Origin of the sequence: Ideonella sp. (assembly GCF_041914305.1) — a bacterium.
Taxonomy (GTDB): domain Bacteria; phylum Pseudomonadota; class Gammaproteobacteria; order Burkholderiales; family Burkholderiaceae_C; genus Ideonella.
The window spans coordinates 57,232-75,099 of sequence record NZ_JAYSDQ010000020.1 but is presented as its reverse complement, the minus strand read 5'-3'; the positions used below and the strand labels follow the sequence as shown (position 1 = coordinate 75,099).

The following is a 17,868-nucleotide window of genomic DNA, read 5'->3' as shown; positions in this document are numbered from 1 at the left end:
GCGCACGATGCCGTCAAGCCTCAGCGTGGCGGCGCCGGCCGATGCGGCCGGCGCCGACATGTACCTCGACCTCACGCTCAAGCGCGCGGGCAAGGCCAAGGGCGAGTCGGTCGCCGCGGGCCACCAGGACGACATCGTGGTGCTCGGCTTCAGCTGGGGCGTGGGGGCGGCAGGCGACGCGGTCGCAGCGCTGTCCACCGGCCGGCGCAGCTACCGCCACCTGGTGGTCTGCAAGCGGCTGGACACCGCGAGCACGGCCCTGATGAGCGCCGTGGCCACCAACGACGAAGTGCGCAGCGCCAAGCTGTCGCTGCGCAAGGCCGGCGGCGAGCAAGAAGACTTCTTCTCGCTCACGCTCGAAAAAGCCCGCGTCGTGGCCTACGACATCGACACCGATGCGAGCGGCAGCCCGGTCGAAAAAGTGACGCTGAGCTTCCAGAAGGTGGCCGCCGACTACCGGCTGCAAAGCGCCACCGGCCAACTCGGCGCGAGCCACAGCTTCACGGACGACCTGAGCTGAGGTGAGGCCCGCGACGGGCCCGCGCCGCAACAGGGGAGCAACATGAATCCGGTCAAGGACATGGTGTCGGACGGCCAGCCCGTGCAGGCGCTGGCCGCCGCACAGGCCCAGGCTCGTGCCCGGCCCGACGATGTGGAACTGCGGGTGCTGCTGTTCCAGCTGATGGTCGTGGCCGGCCAATGGCAGCGGGCCGCCACGCAGCTGGAGCTCTGCGGCGAGCTCGACGACGGTGCGCTGGCGATGGTGCACACCTACCGCGAGGCGCTGCAGTGCGAGCTGGCGCGCGAGGCGGTGTTCGACGGCAAGACCACACCGATGGTGCTGGGGCAGCCGGCCGAATGGGTGGCGCTGCTGGTGCAGGCGCTGCAGGCCCAGTCGTCGGGCGACGCCGCCGGCGCGCGGCAACTGCGCGACCAGGCACTGCAGCAGGCACCGACGACCGCCGGCACGATCGACGGCCGGGCCTTCGAGTGGATCTGCGATGCCGACTCGCGCTTGGGGCCCGTGCTCGAAGCGGTGGTCAACGGCCGCTACTGCTGGGTGCCGTTTGCGGCGCTGCAGCGGGTGCAGATCGAGGCGCCGCAAGACCTGCGCGATCTGGTCTGGACGCCGGCGCACCTCGAGTTTCCGAACGGCGGCGATTCGATCGCGCTGATCCCGACGCGCTATGTGGGCAGCACCGCGTCGCAAGACGAGCGCGTCTGGATGGCCCGGCGCACCGAGTGGCAACCGTTGGGGGCCGAGCAGTTCGCCGGCCTGGGCCAGCGCGTGTTCGCGACCGACGCGGACGAGCATTCGCTGCTCGACATCCGGTCGATCGAGTTGCACTCACCGTGAGTGCGAACCTTAAAGACCGCCTGCAGCCGGCCCTGCTGGATCGGCTGACCGACGACAACCCGCAGCAGCGCGACGAGGCCGACGACCGGCGCGTGATGTCCAAGTCGCAGCTGCGCCAGGCGGTGCTGCGCGACCTGGGCTGGCTGCTCAACGCCGTGCAGCCGCTGGGCAAGCTGGCCGACGCCTACCCGGCGCTGGCCGGCAGCGTGCTGAACTTCGGCCTGCCGGCGCTGTCGGGCCAACTGGCTTCGAAGGTCGATGTCAGCGTGCTCGAAAAAGCGATCCGCCAAACGCTCATCCGCTACGAGCCACGCATCCTGCCCGACACGCTGGAGGTGCACGCAGTCGAGGCCAACAGCGTGCTCGACACCCACAACGTCATCGAATTCGAAATCCGCGGCCATTTGTGGTCTCAGCCGGTGCCGCTGGAGATTCTGCTGCGCACGCAGCTGGATCTGGAGGCGGGGCAAGTCCAGGTGCGTGAGGCTTGACCGAGCGGAACTTCAACGCCAAGGAGCGAGCTATGGAATCCAACGATAAGGGCAGTGGCCATGATGGGCCGGGCGACTTCATGACGCGCCTGGATGATCTGCCCGACGAGCTGAAGTTGCAGATCTTCGGGCACCTCGACTTGGTCACGCTGCGGTCGCTTCTGCGGGTCGATCACGCCAATGCGATGCTCGCTAACGACGCCATCGAGAAGAAGTTCGAACACCCGGCAACGGCGCGGCTCGCCAGAAGCATGCTGAAGTATGGGCACCTGGCCGAATGGCTGTTGAAGGCGGACTTCCTCTGGAGCGAGACGCTCGCGCTATCGACCAACATCGCGCAGTGGCAGGCACGGCTCGAACAATGCCTGATCGAGGGCGGCGCTTTGATCAAGGCTGCCGAGGCATCCAACGATCCCAGTGAGAAGCAGATGCTGCTAGACCACAAATTCTGGGACGTCTATCTGGCTATGCAGCGCAAGCTGGTTGTCAGGCTGGGCGATGCCCGGCGAGCCAGTAAGTCCGCCAACAACGCCTGAGGAAGACAGACATGACCTTGATTCGAAGCAGGGAGTTCGCGAGGCAGAAACGCTCGCTCGACGTTTTTGCCCGCGCCAACCGCGGCTACGTCTATGCGATTTCGCGATTTGACGACGACGACTCGACCATATGTACCTTCGGCAGCATGGGCTACCGCGACGACCCCATCAAGACGGGCATTGGCGGTGTCGCACCGGTCACGCTCCTGTCGATGAAGAACAACAACAAAGTGAAAGCCAGCGACCAGATCATGGGCGGCTTCGTGGCCGGCACCGAGAACATCGGCCTGGGCAAATCGGCGGTGCGCAACGAGCAGCAAGGTGGCGCGCATGCCGAAGAACTCTTCCTGCGCAAACTGCCGCAGATGTTCGACGAGTTCGGCGAGGCCTCGAAGATCGACCTGTTCATTTCGCGTATCCCTTGCGCGAACACCTCGGCGTCTTGGTCATTGGCCGCGCCGGGAGGCAATGTGCTGCTGCCCTGCGGTTGCGGCAACAAGCTGACGGCCGTCATCCAGGCCAACCCCGGCATCACCTGGCGCATCTGGTGGGAAGAGGAGTACCCGAATGCCACGACGCAGGCGGCGTGCGTCGCCGCGCTGAACGGCCTGAGGGGTCGCGCCATCGTCGAGCGCTACCGCGGCTAGTGGCTTGTGACGTGAAATATGCGTAGCAAGGCGCGGAGGACGGCGATGACCGGTGGCATAGCAGGTGTTCGCAGCGCCGAGGCGTGTGCCGTGTCGCGCCGACTGACGGTTGCGGCTTCAACGTCATGGGCCAGTGTCCCCGCGTTGGGTCTTGAGTGCCTGCAAGTCTGACGCCATGGACCCCCGCCTCCTTCGCCTCTACACCGACGAGCTGACCCACCTGCAAGAGGTGGGCGCGGAGTTCGCGCGCCAGTTCCCCAAGATCGCGTCGCGCCTGGGGCTGGAGGGGGCCGAGGTCGCCGACCCGTATGTCGAACGGCTGCTCGAAGGCTTTGCGTTTCTCGCCGCCCGGGTGCAACTGAAGCTCGATGCCGAGCAGCCGCGCCTGATCGCGCACCTGCTCGAGTCGATCTACCCGAATTTCCTGGCGCCGGTGCCATCGATGATGGTGGCGCGCTTCAGTGTCGACACGACCGACCCGAACCTGATCAAGGGCTACCCGGTGCCGCGCGGCAGCGCGCTGCATGCCGAGCTGCCGCGCGGGCGGGACACGCGCTGCGAGTTCCGCACCGCGCATGCGGTGACGCTGTGGCCGATCGAGCTGGCCAGCGCGCAGTACTTCAGCCACGCGCCAGACCTGCCGCTGAACCAGTTGCCGCCGGCGCTGGGCGCCAAGGGTGGCCTGCGCCTGCGCCTGCGGGCGGGTGGCGGCATCGCGTTCAACCAGCTCAACCTGGACCGGCTGGCCTTCTACATCAGCGCACCAGACGATGTGGCCTTCAGGCTGCACGAGTTGGTGCTGGGTGCTTCACTAGGCAGCTGGGTGGTGGGCGAGCCGGGCCAGGCGCTGGCGCAGTGGCGCGGCCCCGAGAGCGTGCAGCCACTGGGTTTTGCGGCCGACGAGGCGCTGCTGCCTGAAGCGCACCGCAGCTTCTCGGGCTGCCGGCTGCTGCAAGAGGCAGCGGCGATGCCGCAGCGCTTTTTGTTCTTCGAGATTTCCGGCCTGGCCGAGCGGCTGGCGCGCGTGAGCGGCAGCGAGGCCGAGCTGGTGCTGCTGTTCAACCGTGGCGACGCGGCGCTGGAGGCCTTGGTCGACGCCGACAGCCTGGCGCTGAACTGCACGCCGGCGATCAACCTGTTCGCCAAAAGGCTGGACCGCATCCAGCTCGGCCCCGGCAGCTGGGAATACCACGTGGTGCCCGATCGCACCCGCCCGATGGACTACGAGGTGCACAGCCTGCAGTCGGTGGTCGGCTTCGGCAGCGGCCAACTGGGCCAGCAGACCTTCTGGCCGCTGTACGCCACCTACCACGAGGCGCCGCGCGAGGTGCCGGGCTACTACACCGCCCGACGCGAGCCGCGCCTGCTGTCGGCCGGGCAGAAGCAGCACGGCCCGCGCTCGTCGTACGTCGGTGAAGAGGTGTTCCTCTCGCTGGTCGACCCGCAGCATGCGCCGTACCGCGAAGACATCCGCCAGCTGTCGATCTCGGCCTGGGTCACCAACCGCGACCTGCCCACGCTGCTGCCCCACAACGGCCATGCCGCCGCGGCACCCGTCTGGAAGCTGGACGCACCCGGCCCGGTGCAACGGGTGGACGCGCTGCGTGGCCCGACGCGGCCAGTCAGCCGCCGGCCGGTGGGCGAGCTGGGCTGGAGCCTCGTCAGCCTGTTGACGATGAACCAGCTGCCCTGGGCTGACGAGCCGCCGGCGCAGGCCGCGGCCACGCTGCGCCGCCTGCTGGCACTGTATGGCCCGCCGGAAGACGCCACGTGGCGACGCCAGGTCGACGGGGTGCGATCGGTGAGCGCGCGCTCGGTGGTGCGCCGCCTGCCGTATGGCGGGCCCTTGACCTTCGGCACCGGCAGCGAGATCACGCTGGAGCTGGACGAGTTGGCCTTCCAGGGCAGCAGCGCGTTCCTCTTTGCCAGTGTGCTGGAGCGTTACTTCGCGCGCCACGCGGCGATCAACACCTTCACGCAGCTGAACCTGGTGTCTGCGCAGCGCGGGCCGCTGAAGCGCTGGCCGGCCCGCGTGGGCCCGGGTGCCGCGCCGGAGCATGCGGCATGACAGCGCGCGAGCCGGCCGCGCAGCGCGCGGCCGCGTTGCAGGCCCTGTTCGAGCAGCTCGAGGCGGCGCCGTGGGCGCATGATTTTTTCGCGTTGCTGCGCCGCGTTGAAGGCTTGTCGCCCGAAGTGCCGCGCCTGGGCCGCGCGCTGCGGCCCACGCAAGAGCCGGTGCGCCTGGGCCAGGAGCCCGAGCTGGACTTTGCGCCGGCCGCGCTGGCCAGCTTCACGCCCGGCCGCGTGGCGCCGCGGTTGGGGGTGCGCTTCTTCGGCCTGCTCGGCCCGCAGGGGCCGATGCCGCTGCACCTGACCGAGTACACCCGCGAGCGCCTGCACCAGCGCGGCGACCCGACGCTGGCCCGCTTTCTCGATGTGTTCCACCACCGGCTGCTGCTGTTCTTCTACCGCGCCTGGGCCCAGGCCCAGCCGACGGTGCAGCACGACCGGCCGGCCGAAGACCGCTATGCCGCCTGGCTGGGTGCCGCCGTGGGCTTGAGCGGTGCGCTGCGCCCGCAAGACGCGGTGCCGCAGAGCGCACGCCTGTTCCACGCCGGGTTGATGGGCGGCACGGGGCGTCACCCCGAGGGTCTGGCGAAGATCTTGTCGATGCACTTCGGCGTGCCGGTGCGCATCGAGCAGCATGTGCCGCACTGGCTGCCGATCGAGCCCGAAGACCGCAGCCGCCTGGGCCATGCGCGCAACCGGCCCGAACGGGTGGGCGCCACGCTGGCCCGGCTGGGCCGCAACACCAGCGCCGGCAACAAGCTGTGGGACCGGCAGAACCGGTTCCGCGTCGTGCTGGGCCCGTTGACGCTCGCGCAGTACGAGAGCTTTCTGCCCGATGGCTCGGCCTGGCGGCCGCTGAACGATTGGGTGCGGCAGTACGTGGGCCCCGGGCTGCAGTGGAGCGTGCAACCGCTGCTGGCGCGCGCCGAGGTGCCCGCCCCGCAGTTGGGCGGCCCGGCGCGCCTGGGCCTGACGACCTGGGGCGGCCGCGCCGGCCGACGCCCGCATCTGCAAGACCGGGGCGATCTGCACCTGCGGCCCGGCGCCAAGCTGCGGCCGGCCGCGCCATCCACAACACAGGGGGCCACACCATGACCGAGATCGCACGCACCGCCTTGTTCGGCAAACTGAACCCGCTGGCCTACAAGGCCATCGAGGGCGCCACCGTCTTCTGCAAGCTGCGCGGCAACCCGTTCGTCGAGCTGCAGCACTGGCTCTACCAGATCCTCAACACGCAGGACTCGGACCTGCACCGCATCGTCAAGCACTACGGTCTCGACGCCTCGGTGCTGGCCAGCGACCTGACCAGCTCGCTCGACCGCCTGCCGCGCGGCGCCACCTCGATCACCGACCTGTCGAGCTGGGTCGAGAACGCGGTCGAGCGCGCGTGGGTCTACGGCTCGCTGATGTTCGGTGACAGCCAGGTGCGCACCGGCCACCTGATCGTCGGGCTGCTGAAGACCGCGTCGATGCGCAACGCGCTGCTGTCGATCTCGAAGCAGTTCGAGCGCATCAAGGTTGACGACCTGGCGGACAACTTTCACCGCGTGCTCGAAGGCTCGCCCGAGCAGAACCTGCGCGCCACCGACGGCGCCGCCGAGCCGGGCGAGGCCAGTGGCGCGCTCGCACCGGCCGCGATGGGCAAGCAAGAGGCGCTCAAGCGCTACGCGGTGGACCTGACCGAGCGCGCCCGCTACGGCGAGATAGACCCGATCGCCGGCCGCGACGAAGAGATCCGCCAGATCGTCGACATCCTGATGCGCAGGCGCCAGAACAACCCCATCCTCACCGGCGAGGCGGGTGTCGGCAAGACGGCGGTGGTCGAAGGCTTTGCGTTGCGCCTGGCCCAGGGCGACGTGCCGCCGCAGCTGAAAGACGTGTCGCTGTACGCGCTCGACATCGGCCTGCTGCAGGCTGGCGCCAGCATGAAGGGCGAGTTCGAAAGCCGGCTGCGCGCGGTGATCGACGAGGTGCAGGCGTCGGCCAAGCCCATCATCCTGTTCATCGACGAAGCGCACACGCTGATCGGCGCAGGTGGCGCCGCGGGCACCGGCGACGCGGCCAACCTGCTGAAGCCGGCCCTGGCGCGAGGCAAGCTGCGCACGATCGCCGCCACCACCTGGGCCGAGTACAAGAAGCACATCGAGAAAGACCCGGCGCTGACGCGGCGCTTCCAGGTGGTGCAGGTGGGCGAGCCGAGCGAGGAGCGCGCGGTGCTGATGCTGCGTGGCGTGGCCAGCATTCTCGAAAAGCACCACCGAGTCGCGCTGCTGGACGAAGGCATCGAGGCGGCGGTGCGCTTGTCTCACCGCTACATCCCGGCGCGCCAACTGCCCGACAAGGCGGTGAGCCTGCTCGACACCGCCTGCGCGCGGGTGGCGATCAGCCAGCACGCCACGCCCCCCGAGCTCGAAGACTGCAAGCACCGCATCACTGCGCTGCAGGTGGAGCAGGGCATCGTCGACCGCGAAGGCGCGATCGGCATCGACGTGGCCGACCGCCGGCGCAAGGTGGCCGCGGCGCTGGACGACGAACAGACCCGCCTGGCCGTGCTGCAAGAGCGCTACGCGAAGGAGAAGGCGCTGGTCGACCGGGTGCTCGAGATTCGCGCCGCGCTGCGGGGTGAAGAGGGCGTCGAGCCGTTGCCACCCGCCGAACGCGACCAGTTGCTGGCCGAGCTGACGGGGCTGCAAAGCCAGCTGCACACGCTGCAAGGCGACGCACCGCTGATCCTGCCGACGGTGGACGAACAGGCCGTGGCCAGCGTGGTGCAAGACTGGACCGGCATCCCCGTCGGCCGCATGGTGAAGAACGAGGTCGAATCGGTGCTGAAGCTGGCCGACACGCTGAACCAGCGCGTCGTCGGCCAGACGCATGCGCTGGAGACCATCGCCCGGCGCATCCAGACCTCGCGCGCCCGGCTGGACAACCCGAACAAGCCGATCGGCGTGTTCATGCTCTGCGGCACCTCGGGCGTCGGCAAGACCGAGACCGCGCTGGCGCTGGCCGAGGCGCTGTACGGCGGCGAGCAGAACGTCATCACCATCAACATGAGCGAGTACCAAGAGGCGCACACGGTGTCCACGCTCAAGGGCGCCCCCCCGGGCTACGTGGGCTACGGCGAGGGCGGCGTGCTGACCGAGGCGGTGCGCCGCCGGCCCTACAGCGTGGTGCTGCTCGACGAGGTGGAGAAGGCCCACCCCGATGTGCACGAGCTGTTCTTCCAGGTCTTCGACAAAGGCTGGATGGAAGACGGCGAGGGCCGCTACATCGACTTCAAGAACACCATCATCCTGCTGACCAGCAACGCCGGCAGCGAGCTGATCATGAAGCTCTGCAAAGACCCCGAGCTGATGCCCGAGCCCGAGGCCCTGGCCAAGGCGCTGCGCGAGCCGCTGCTGAAGATCTTTCCCGCGGCCTTGCTGGGCCGCCTGATGACGGTGCCCTATGTGCCGCTGAGCGAGCAGATGATGGGCCAGATCGTGCGCCTGCAACTCGGCCGCATCGCCCGCCGCGTGCAAGACAACCACGGCGTGCCCTTCAGCTACGGCGACGACGTGGTGCAACTCGTCGTCGGCCGCTGCAACGAGGTCGAAAGCGGCGGCCGCGTCATCGACGCGATCCTCACCAACACCGTGCTGCCCACCATCAGCCGCGAATACCTGACCCGGCTGTCGCAAGGGCAGGCGATCAAGCAGGTGGCCTTGAGCGTGAAGGATGGGGACTTCGACTACGCGTTCGATTGAGGCGCTTTCTAGAAAAAGGGGGTCGCCATGGCCACTGCCAATATTCCGGGGCCCCTGGGCCTGGGTGAGAACAAGCCGTCGGTCGACGCGGGCACGCTCGTGCTGGCCGAATCGCCCGCGCCGCAGGCGAGCGGCGCAGCCGATGCGCCCGCACTCGACACCGAGATCGAGGCGCTGGACTTGTCAGCCACCGCTCGGGCGGCTGCCTACGCCCTGAAGAAGGCCCACCCCGCCGTGAGCTTTACCAGCGGCCGCCGCGACAAATCAGACCAGGCACGGGCGATGGCCAGCAACGTGGTCAAGAACCGCAAGTGGATCGAAGAGACCTACGCCAAGAGCGATTTGCGCAAACAGTGCCAGGACTGGGTGGATGCAAATCCTGACAAGAAAACCCAGGCCGAGATCGCCGAAGGCCTGCTGTCGGTGTTCAATAACGCGACCGACGCCGATCTGGGCAAGTTCAGCAAACACCTGTCGGGCGACGCGTTCGATGTGCAGCCGGTCGACAAGGACGCCGATGCGATCAAGAAGACGATTCGTGGGCTCGCGGGCCTGGACAAGTTTCTCGACACCGAGGGTGGCCTCGTCCGCTGGCACGCGCAGTTCTGAGCCTGGCCGCCACCCATGGGTGTGGTGCGGCGCGCTGGGTTGTGTGCTGGGCATGTCTGCCTGCACGCCGATGGCGCCAGCGACAGTGGCGGGTGGCGAGCCGCCGGCCTGCGAGTCATTGGGTGATGTGACCAGCGCCAACCGGCAGGCGGCGGGCGAGCTGCAGCGCAGTGTCGAGGCCGGTGCCTTGTTCAGCGCCGCCGCTGCGGGCACCGGCGTTCAGGGCTGCAGCGTCTGGCATGCCGGAGGCTCGGTCGAACTGCTGTACCGCTTTCGCAGCGGTGGCCAGTTCACCGCCAAGCGAGATCCGGCCATCGAGCTGACCGAGCAACGCGCCAAGCTGGCGTTGCCACCCGCAGAAGACCCGTTGCGTGTGCTGCGCCGCGCCGAGCGGCAGGCCTTTGGCGAGCAAGGTTGCGGCATCGATTGGGCCCACCCCGACACCGATGCCGCCCAGGGCGAACCCGGCGCGATCGACACCGTCTGGCAGGGCCAGACGTGCAACTGCCGCGCCCGGGCCCGGCGCGATGCCTTGGGCGCGGTGATCGAGCTGGCATTGTCCAGCGCCTGTTGACACGCGCCCAAGGGCTGGTCAAGGCCGGGCCCGCGGCCGAGGGGATCCAGCAACTCTGGGGCGGCCCTTCGTTCCTTGAGCCAGCCTGTCAGGGCGAGTGACTTTCGTCGCTTTACCCGCCGGGTGGCGGGCAGCTACCGTCGGGCCACACGCCGCGTCGTGCTCGACACGCCATGCCCAGCCCCTGCCTGCTCAAGACACCACTCGCCCCCGACCTGCTGCGTGTGCAGTCGTGCGTCTCGCGCGAGGGCCTGAGCGAGCTGGGCGAGATGCAGCTGGTGCTGCTGAGCGAAAAGAAGGACATCGCGCCCGATGACCTGCTGGGCAAGCCGGTCACGCTGACGCTGGCGTTTCGCGACGATGCCAAACGCCACCTGAACGGTTATGTCGCGCGGTTCTCGCAAGGCGGCTTCGAGGGCAAGTACTTCGTCTATGAGATGACGCTGCGGCCCTGGCTGTGGCTGCTGACGCGCACGGCCGATTGCCGCATCTTCCAGGACATGACCGTGCCCGACATCGTCAAGGCGGTGTTCGGCGACCACCCGGTGGCGCGCTTCGAGCAGAAGCTGTTTCGCAGCTACCGGCCGTGGACGTATTGCGTGCAGTACCGCGAGACCGATTTCAACTTCGTCGCCCGGCTGCTGGAGCACGAAGGCATCTACTGGTTCTTCGAGCACACCGACGGCGACCACAAGCTGGTGCTGTGCGATTCGGCCAGCGCGCACGATGCGGCGCCCGGCTGCGAATCGCTGCCGTTCTACGGCAACGTGGGCCAGGCGCCACCGCTGCTGGAGCATGTGAACCAGTGGTCGATGGCGCGCCACGTCAAGCCCGGCAAGGTGGTCATCACCGACTACGACTTCGAGCGCCCGTCCACCTCGCTGCAGACGAACCAGTCGCGCAGCCGCAGCTACGACCTGTCGGACGGCGAAGTGTTCGACTACCCAGGCGGCTACATCCAGGCGGCGCACGGCACGCAATACGCTGAAGACCGGCTCGACGAGATGCAGAGCGGCTACGAGGTCTTCAACGCCGGCACCAACGCGCAGGGCGTGTGCACCGGCAGCCTGCTGACCCTCACGCGCCACCCGCGCGACGACCAGAACGCCGAGTACCTCGTCACCTCGACCCAGCTGCAGGTGCAGCAGCCCGCCAACGAAGCCGGCGAGGGCGGAGAAGCCCGCCTGATGTGCGGCTTCGGCGCGATCGTCTCGAGCCAGCAATACCGCCCACCGCGCCGAACCCCCAAGCCCCACGTGGCCGGGCCGCAGACGGCCACCGTCACCGGCCCGGGCGGCGAAGAGATCTTCACCGACAAGTACGGCAGGGTGAAGGTGCAGTTTCATTGGGACCGGCGCGGCGAGCGCAACGAGAAGAGCTCATGCTGGGTCAGCGTGGCCTACCCCTGGGCCGGCTCGAACTTCGGCGGCATCCACATCCCGCGCATCGGCCAGGAGGTGGTGGTCAGCTTCCTCGAAGGCGACCCCGACGCGCCGCTGATTATCGGCCGTACCTACAACGGCGAGAACCTGCCGCCCTGGGACCTGCCCGCCAACGCCACGCAAAGCGGCTTTCTCACCCGCTCCAGCAAGGGCGGCGGTTATGGCAACGCCAACGCGATCCGCTTCGAAGACAAGGCTGGCAGCGAACAGCTGTGGATCCACGCTGAGAAGAACCAGGACATCGAGGTCGAGAACGACGAGACTCATTCGGTCGGGCACGACCGCAAGAAGACGGTGGGCAACGACGAAACCACGGACGTCAGCCACGACCGCACCGAGACGGTCGGCAACAACGAGACGATCACGATCGGCGTCGACCGGACCGAGAAGGTGGGCAGCAGCGAGAAGATCAGCATCGGGGCCAACCGCACAGAAGACGTCGGGGCCAACGAAGACATCAAGATCGCGGCCAACCGCACCGAGAGCGTGGGTGGCAACGAGACCATCAGTGTCACCGGCAACCGGTCAATCAAGGTGAGCGGTAGCGAGACCGCTGTGGTGACCCTGCAGCGCACGCACGCGGTGGGCATCAACGAAACCATTGCGATCGGCGCCGCGCAGGAAATTGGCATCGGTGCCGCCCAGGTGGTGGTGGTCGGTGCCGCACAAACAATCAAGGTCGGTCTTCATCAATCGACCAGCGTCGCCGTCAACCAGAGCACCGATGTAGGTGCCAAGCAAAGCAATTCCATCGGCGCCGACCGCACCCTCAAAGTGGGCGGCGGGCAGACCACCTCGGTCGGCAAGGCTCGAACGACGTCGGTGACGCAGGACGACTCGCTGAAGGTCGGCAAGAACTTCGTTGTCGACGCGGGCGACTCGGTCACCATCAAGACGGGCAGTGCCAGCATCACGATGAAGAAGGACGGAACGATCGAGATCAAGGGCAAGAACATCGAGCTCGACGGGTCGGGCAAGATCAACGTCAAGGCGTCGAGCGACGTGGTGGTCAAGGGATCCAAGGTCGGGATCAACTGACCTGTTCGAGAACTCGACCTGCCCATTCATTCGTCCGCGAAACCACTCGTGCCTTCAACAACAACGCCATGAACCGCAGCGACGATCCGTTTCTGGCGCACGGCGCCCCGAGCTTGGTCGAGGCCTTGGCGGCGGGGGCTGGTGCGCCCGTCGTCACGGCCTTGGCGGGTCTGACCGCGCCGGCCACGGGTCGACTGCATGGCTTCGGGCCAGACGAGCGCCCCCTGGTGGCAGGGTTGTCCGCGACGGCTGGTCGCATCGTTGCGGCACGCAGCACCGTCTTGTTGCGCGGCTCGCAGGTGGGGCGCGAGGTTCTTGTCGTGTTCGACGGTGGCGACGTGACGAGGCCGATCATCGTGGGTGTGCTCGAACCGGCGCCCATGGTGCGCGACGATGCCGCCCCCTTGTCCGGGCAGGATCGGGTTGTCATCGAGAGCGAGCCGCACGCCGACCGCGACGCGAATCGTTTGATTCAATGGCGAGTCGATGGTGAAGGTCGCCTCGTCATCGAGGCCCAACGTGAACTGGTCCTTCGTTGCGGCGCCGCGAGCATCACGCTCACGCGCGCCGGCAAGGTTGTCGTCGACGGTACCTATGTCTTGAGTCGTTCGAGCGGCTACAACAAGATCAAGGGCGCCGCCATCGACATCAACTGAAGCGGAGTAAGCCCGTCGGCGCCATGTGGCAACTCGACAACCGAACGCCCTTTGCCGCGGGGCAATGCTGGATTCGTGATCGCCTCGGCGCCGAGGTGTGGCTCGTCGTCGTTCACGCGAGTTTCGATATCGGCGAAGACGGGGTGCTCACCGTTTCCAAAGAGCAGACGCCGCCTCTTTACGTTCCGGAGTTCAGAGGAGAGCCTGGCGCGAGCAGCCTGCGCCGCGATACCGACTTCGTGCTCGAGAAGCGCTGTACCGACATCCTGCTCGAGGGGCATGCCTGCGCCCCATATGGCCGCACCGTGGGTTCGTTGGACGTGGCGATGCGCGTCGGGCCGGTGCAAAAGGTCTTGCGCGTCTTTGGTGACCGCACGTGGGGTGTCCTAGGCCCGTCGGAGCCGGTGCCGTTCTCGCAGATGCCGCTCACCTTCGAGCGTGCCTATGGCGGCCGCAGCCGCCGGTCGACCAAGGACGCCGACGATCACTACTGGCCGAATCCGGTGGGCACTGGCTACGCGGCCGATGGGCGCGAGGCCGATGAGGTGGCGCTTCCCAACATCGAGTTTCCCGACGCGCTGCTTCACTCCTGGCGAGACAGGCCTCGGCCCGCAGGCTTCGGGCCGATCGCATCGCATTGGCAGTCTCGCGCCGTGCTGGCCGGTACCTACGGCGAGCGCTGGCAGGAGCAGGAAGCGCCGCTGCTGCCATCAGACCTGGACCCTGGCTTCTTCCAGTGCGCGCCGCCCGATCAGCAGGCGCCGGGCTTCTTGCAGGGCGGTGAACCGGTGACCCTTCTGAACCTCACCCCGTCGGGGCGATTGGACTTTTTGCTCCCACGCATGGCACTCGAACTGGAGACTCGCTTTCACGACGGCGAGCGCCGGCCCGGCGAGGCCCATCTGCACACCGTGCTCTTGCAGCCAGACTCACGCCGCGTTTCGCTCGTGTGGCACTTGGCGCAGGAGTGCCACGCAAAGGCCTACCAACTGGACCACACCCGCATTGGGTGGGGGCTGGTCGGCGAAGCGAAGCCTGCGGCAGCCGTGGAGAGCCTTCTTGATCTCCTCTGAGTCGGCGATGCAGGTGGTCGGGCTCGGCGCAACCACGGCTGTCGGGCGGGACGTGTGGTCCACGGCTGCAGCGGTGCGTGCAGGGGTGGCCGGATTCCAGCACCATGGCTTCATGGTCGACGAGGTGGGCCGGCCGCTGACCGTGGCAGCCATGCCAGGTGTGGGAGACGACAGGTCAGTTGCGCAGCGCATGACGCTGGCGTTGCAGTCGGTGATTGACGAGGCGACGACGATGGTGGCGGGGCTGCGCAGCCCATCGTCGCTGCGGCTCGTTGTCAATCTGCCGAGTGCACGACCGGGCCTGCCGACAGATTTGGTGAAGCGCGTGCGGCAGGCGATCGACACCCTGTTCTCCGGCCGGTTCCGCCAGGTGGTGGTGACTGCAGGCGGGCACGCAGGTGGGCTCGCAGCGCTGACCACCGCCAGGGCATGGCTGTCGGACGAGCCGACGACGGCGGTGGTGGTGGCGGGCGTCGACTCCTACCTCGACCCCGACATGCTCGAATGGCTCGACCGGACCGGCCAACTCCATGGTGCGGGTCGGCGCAACAACGCATGGGGCTTCGTGCCCGGCGAGGGGGCGGGCGCAGTCGTGGTGATGTGTGCCGGTGAGGCTGCCGTTGCAAGCCGCGAGGGCGCGTCGTTCGGGCGCGTGCTGAGTGTGGGCGTCGGCGCGGAAGAGCGGCTGATCGGTACTGGCGAGGTGTGCACGGGCAGAGGTTTGACGCAGGCCGTTCGTGCGGCGCTCGCAGAGCTGCCTGTCTCCGAAACGCTCGGCGAGGTCTACTGCGACATGAACGGCGAGCCCTACCGCGCCGACGAATATGCCTTTCTGATCACCCGCACGCGCGAGCGCTATGCGTCGGCGTCCGACTTCCTGGCGCCGGCCGATTGTTGGGGTGATGTGGGTGCCGCCTCCGGCCCGCTGTTGTTGGCGCTGGCCTGCGTCGCAGGCGCCAAGCGTTATGCACGAGGCGAGCGTGCGCTCGTATGGGCCAGCTCGGTGGCGGGCGAGCGAGCTGCGGTGGTGATCGATACCTCGGCCACGGCCAGCATCTGACGGCCGCAAGACACATGGCCACCATCAAAGTCAACGGCACGCTCAACGGTTTTGTCCACAAGGGTGACAAGTGGATGTCGATCGCCACTGCCCCGGACGTTTGCAAGACGCCGTCACCTGGCGGGCCGGTGCCACTGCCGTACCCGAACATGTCGGATTCGAGCAGCCTGTCGGATGGCACCACCACCGTGAAGGTGGACGGCGGCAACATGGCCGCCATCAAGGGCTCGAAGTTCGCCACCAGCACCGGCGATGAGCCCGGCACGGCGGGCGGCGGCGTCAAGTCCAGCAAGACCAAGGGAGCTTCGACCTGGATTCTTTACTCCTTCGACGTGAAGCTCGACGGCGCGAATGCGTGTCGCTTCACCGACAAGAAGATGCAGAACGACGAGAACACGATCGATGCGATGGGGGTGATCCCCAAGATCGTGGAAGTCGAGCTCGACGAGGTCGAGATGAAGTGCGGCGAGCTGGGCCAATACGGCGAGCAGCAAAAGGTTTCCGGCGGCGGAAAGAGCGACCGGGATCACGTGCCAGCGAAGAGCTCACTGCTCGAGCGCGCCGTGCAACTGCGCCGCGGGAAGGCCTTGAAGGATTGCCAGAAGGCGGCCATCGTGAAGGGGGCTTTGGCGATCGTCATCCCGAAGGCTGTCCACCAGCAGTTCAGCGAGACCTATGGGGGCCGCGCGACGCCTGAGTCTGACGCCAAGGACCTTCAGAAGGCGGCCAAGAGCAACCTCAAGGAGATCCAGGATTCGGGTGAGCTGGACGAGGCCTGTGCAGAGGCTTACAAGAAGGCGGCTGAGAAGATCGAGCAGATCACCAACGAGCAATACGATAGCTGGCTGAAGAAGATGATCGCCAGCTGCTGAGGGTGAGCTCGGGTGATGCTGTTGTGAAGCTCGCGCACGTCACCCCACCTGAAGACAATGGCATTCCCCAATCGATCGAAAAAGGACGAACAAAAATGGATAGCGCAGACCTCGTTGCATGCGTGGGCAAGCCTCTTGAATCGGCCGAGGTGCAGTCCCTGCTGGCCCGCCTGGGCGTGACTCAGCAGATCCGGATTCCCAAGGACGACAACGAAGCACGGGTGAGCCTGCACTCGCAAGGTTTGTCGCTGATCTTCAAGGCAGAGGGGAGCAAGTCCAGTCGACTCAAGCTTGACACTGTTCAGTTTATTTCGTCTGAAGAAGAGGGTTTCACAAGCTTTTCCGGGCCGCTGCCGGGTGGGCTCTCCTTCAGCGATGTTCAGGCGGACGCTCAGCGCAAGCTGGGCGAGTCGATCCATTCGGACGACGAGATGCGCCTGGAGATCTGGTCATACGGTGCGCTGGAATTGAGCATCGACTACGGGAAGGACGCACCGCATCGGGCATCGACCATCGGCGTGTCACCGCCCTACGAAGGTTGATGCTGTCAAAGGGTTCTTAAGGGTATTCAAGCGTGCCTGCTGCGACTGCTCCTCTGCATGCGGTGCCCGTCGAGCCTCCGACGGGGGATGCTCTGCTGCCGCTGCTGGGTCGAACGGTGGCCGATGGCGCTGTGCAGGCTGGGTTGGCGCAGTTCGCACGTGGCTTGCAGCCCGAGCTCGATCCCGACGACGAGGATTCGTACGTCGACTGGATCACCATCAACGAGATCGGCCTCGAGTTCGGCTTCGAGGACGAGGGGTATGTTCTCGGCAAAGATCTTGACCAGCGCCGCTTGGGCGTGCTGCTGCTGACGCAGCTGTACTTCTACGGGGACACGCCGCGCACACAGCCGTTCCCGTATGCGTTGCCTTTCGGCCTTGAATTCGATGATGACCGCGCTGCAGTCAGAGCGAAGCTGTTGGCGTACGAGGCGTCCCGGCGCAGCTATGTCCGCGACGCTTGGCGGCTGCCCAAGTTCACGGTCGTGGCCGCCTATCGCAGCGACAACGGCCTGCTCGAGTCGGTGCTGTGCTTCGTGCCGGCTTCGCCGCGCACACCGCTGCCGGGCGCGGCGGATCGGGCGCGGCCTTTCACGCCGGATGCACTGGCTGCGCTCTTTGGCCAGCGATGGTCTTCTGATGTCCTGCGTGAACGCCTCGAACCGCTCGGCTATGTGCGCGTTCTGCCCGAGGTGCGGGCTCATCACTGTGCTGATCTGCGTATCCACCACGGTATCGAGTTCACCTTCGCCGCCGGCCGCAAGGTCCCGGCGGCCGACCCGCTTTATCCGGATGCGTACGCGCTGGCGGGCGTCACGTTTTACGGCCCGCGCGTGTACGACGCACGCCAGTGGGCAGGCGCGCTGCCGTTCGGTCTCGACTTCGAGGACTCTCAGGCCGACATTGCGGCCAAGATTGCGCGCCGTCCTGACGAGCGCCTCGACATGGACCGTGTCGGCTTCGTGATGTGGCACCTGGACGCCTACACGTTGCGCGCCGAGTTCTCGAACATCGAGAACAAATTGCTCAAGGTGACGATCATGGCGCCGGGTTTCTGGGCGTTGAGCGGGGCGAGCGAGCACCGCACGGGTGATCGCCGGGGTTGATGGTGCCGCCCCGATGGCGTGGCGGCTGGTCGCTGCGTGTCGAGTCATC

Annotated in this window: 17 protein-coding genes; all 17 read left to right on the top strand. The window is 67.1% G+C overall.

Annotated features, from left to right (window positions below):
- The first annotated feature begins 7 nt into the window (after positions 1-7).
- The 17 genes from ACE3SG_RS23255 (at position 8) to ACE3SG_RS23175 (ending at position 17,819) form a co-directional block, all read left to right on the top strand.
- Positions 8-520 carry an Hcp family type VI secretion system effector gene (locus ACE3SG_RS23255; protein ID WP_374568612.1) on the top strand — a complete coding sequence of 171 codons (513 nt, stop codon included), beginning with the start codon at positions 8-10 and terminating at the stop codon, positions 518-520.
- Between the two features lie 42 nt (positions 521-562).
- Entirely contained in the window at positions 563-1,357 is a 795-nt protein-coding gene (locus ACE3SG_RS23250; protein WP_374568611.1) for a type VI secretion system accessory protein TagJ, read from the top strand.
- Positions 1,354-1,848, top strand: coding sequence for a type VI secretion system baseplate subunit TssE (gene tssE, locus ACE3SG_RS23245; RefSeq protein WP_374568610.1), 495 nt, complete (start codon positions 1,354-1,356; stop codon positions 1,846-1,848). Before ACE3SG_RS23250 ends, tssE begins: the two co-directional genes overlap by 4 nt.
- 32 nt (positions 1,849-1,880) lie before the next feature.
- Complete coding sequence (locus ACE3SG_RS23240) at positions 1,881-2,384, top strand: F-box protein (protein WP_374568609.1); 504 nt, start codon at positions 1,881-1,883, stop codon at positions 2,382-2,384.
- A gap of 11 nt (positions 2,385-2,395) precedes the next feature.
- Positions 2,396-3,031, top strand: coding sequence for a hypothetical protein (locus ACE3SG_RS23235; protein WP_374568608.1), 636 nt, complete (start codon positions 2,396-2,398; stop codon positions 3,029-3,031).
- Positions 3,032-3,206: 175 nt separating this feature from the next.
- On the top strand, positions 3,207-5,099 hold the full coding sequence (gene tssF, locus ACE3SG_RS23230; RefSeq protein ID WP_374568607.1) for a type VI secretion system baseplate subunit TssF: 1,893 nt from the start codon (positions 3,207-3,209) through the stop codon (positions 5,097-5,099).
- Positions 5,096-6,196 (top strand): type VI secretion system baseplate subunit TssG, encoded by a 1,101-nt coding sequence (tssG, locus tag ACE3SG_RS23225; RefSeq protein ID WP_374568606.1) that lies wholly within the window; start codon positions 5,096-5,098, stop codon positions 6,194-6,196. Before tssF ends, tssG begins: the two co-directional genes overlap by 4 nt.
- Entirely contained in the window at positions 6,193-8,847 is a 2,655-nt protein-coding gene (gene tssH, locus ACE3SG_RS23220) for a type VI secretion system ATPase TssH (protein WP_374568605.1), read from the top strand. Before tssG ends, tssH begins: the two co-directional genes overlap by 4 nt.
- A gap of 27 nt (positions 8,848-8,874) precedes the next feature.
- Positions 8,875-9,456 (top strand): hypothetical protein, encoded by a 582-nt coding sequence (locus ACE3SG_RS23215; protein WP_374568604.1) that lies wholly within the window; start codon positions 8,875-8,877, stop codon positions 9,454-9,456.
- Positions 9,457-9,526: 70 nt separating this feature from the next.
- A complete protein-coding gene (locus tag ACE3SG_RS23210; RefSeq protein WP_374568603.1) occupies positions 9,527-10,030 on the top strand; it encodes a hypothetical protein in 504 nt (167 codons plus the stop codon).
- A 173-nt stretch (positions 10,031-10,203) separates the two neighbouring features.
- A complete protein-coding gene (locus ACE3SG_RS23205) occupies positions 10,204-12,510 on the top strand; it encodes a type VI secretion system Vgr family protein (RefSeq protein ID WP_374568602.1) in 2,307 nt (768 codons plus the stop codon).
- 68 nt (positions 12,511-12,578) lie between these two features.
- The gene (locus tag ACE3SG_RS23200; protein ID WP_374568601.1) at positions 12,579-13,166 is read left to right on the top strand and encodes a DUF6484 domain-containing protein; all 588 of its coding nucleotides are present in this window, start codon (positions 12,579-12,581) and stop codon (positions 13,164-13,166) included.
- A 23-nt stretch (positions 13,167-13,189) separates the two neighbouring features.
- A complete protein-coding gene (locus ACE3SG_RS23195; protein ID WP_374568600.1) occupies positions 13,190-14,239 on the top strand; it encodes a DUF2169 domain-containing protein in 1,050 nt (349 codons plus the stop codon).
- Positions 14,226-15,299: a beta-ketoacyl synthase N-terminal-like domain-containing protein gene (locus ACE3SG_RS23190; RefSeq protein WP_374568599.1), complete on the top strand. Its 1,074-nt coding sequence runs from the start codon at positions 14,226-14,228 to the stop codon at positions 15,297-15,299. Before ACE3SG_RS23195 ends, ACE3SG_RS23190 begins: the two co-directional genes overlap by 14 nt.
- A 14-nt stretch (positions 15,300-15,313) precedes the next feature.
- Positions 15,314-16,171, top strand: coding sequence for a DUF4150 domain-containing protein (locus ACE3SG_RS23185; protein ID WP_374568598.1), 858 nt, complete (start codon positions 15,314-15,316; stop codon positions 16,169-16,171).
- Between the two features lie 23 nt (positions 16,172-16,194).
- Entirely contained in the window at positions 16,195-16,713 is a 519-nt protein-coding gene (locus ACE3SG_RS23180; protein WP_374568597.1) for a hypothetical protein, read from the top strand.
- A 62-nt stretch (positions 16,714-16,775) separates the two neighbouring features.
- Entirely contained in the window at positions 16,776-17,819 is a 1,044-nt protein-coding gene (locus ACE3SG_RS23175) for a hypothetical protein (RefSeq protein ID WP_374568596.1), read from the top strand.
- Positions 17,820-17,868 lie beyond the last annotated feature (49 nt).

Bases quoted from the DNA above. Each gene is read 5' to 3' on its own strand.
- tssG (WP_374568606.1), top strand. From the start codon at position 5,096: ATGACAGCGCGCGAGCCGGCCGCGCAGCGCGCGGCCGCGTTGCAGGCC.
- ACE3SG_RS23240 (WP_374568609.1), top strand. From the start codon at position 1,881: ATGGAATCCAACGATAAGGGCAGTGGCCATGATGGGCCGGGCGACTTC.
- ACE3SG_RS23250 (WP_374568611.1), top strand. From the start codon at position 563: ATGAATCCGGTCAAGGACATGGTGTCGGACGGCCAGCCCGTGCAGGCG.
- ACE3SG_RS23210 (WP_374568603.1), top strand. From the start codon at position 9,527: ATGGCGCCAGCGACAGTGGCGGGTGGCGAGCCGCCGGCCTGCGAGTCA.
- ACE3SG_RS23200 (WP_374568601.1), top strand. From the start codon at position 12,579: ATGAACCGCAGCGACGATCCGTTTCTGGCGCACGGCGCCCCGAGCTTG.
- ACE3SG_RS23215 (WP_374568604.1), top strand. From the start codon at position 8,875: ATGGCCACTGCCAATATTCCGGGGCCCCTGGGCCTGGGTGAGAACAAG.
- tssF (WP_374568607.1), top strand. From the start codon at position 3,207: ATGGACCCCCGCCTCCTTCGCCTCTACACCGACGAGCTGACCCACCTG.
- ACE3SG_RS23235 (WP_374568608.1), top strand. From the start codon at position 2,396: ATGACCTTGATTCGAAGCAGGGAGTTCGCGAGGCAGAAACGCTCGCTC.
- tssH (WP_374568605.1), top strand. From the start codon at position 6,193: ATGACCGAGATCGCACGCACCGCCTTGTTCGGCAAACTGAACCCGCTG.
- ACE3SG_RS23255 (WP_374568612.1), top strand. From the start codon at position 8: ATGCCGTCAAGCCTCAGCGTGGCGGCGCCGGCCGATGCGGCCGGCGCC.
- ACE3SG_RS23195 (WP_374568600.1), top strand. From the start codon at position 13,190: ATGTGGCAACTCGACAACCGAACGCCCTTTGCCGCGGGGCAATGCTGG.
- ACE3SG_RS23185 (WP_374568598.1), top strand. From the start codon at position 15,314: ATGGCCACCATCAAAGTCAACGGCACGCTCAACGGTTTTGTCCACAAG.
- ACE3SG_RS23205 (WP_374568602.1), top strand. From the start codon at position 10,204: ATGCCCAGCCCCTGCCTGCTCAAGACACCACTCGCCCCCGACCTGCTG.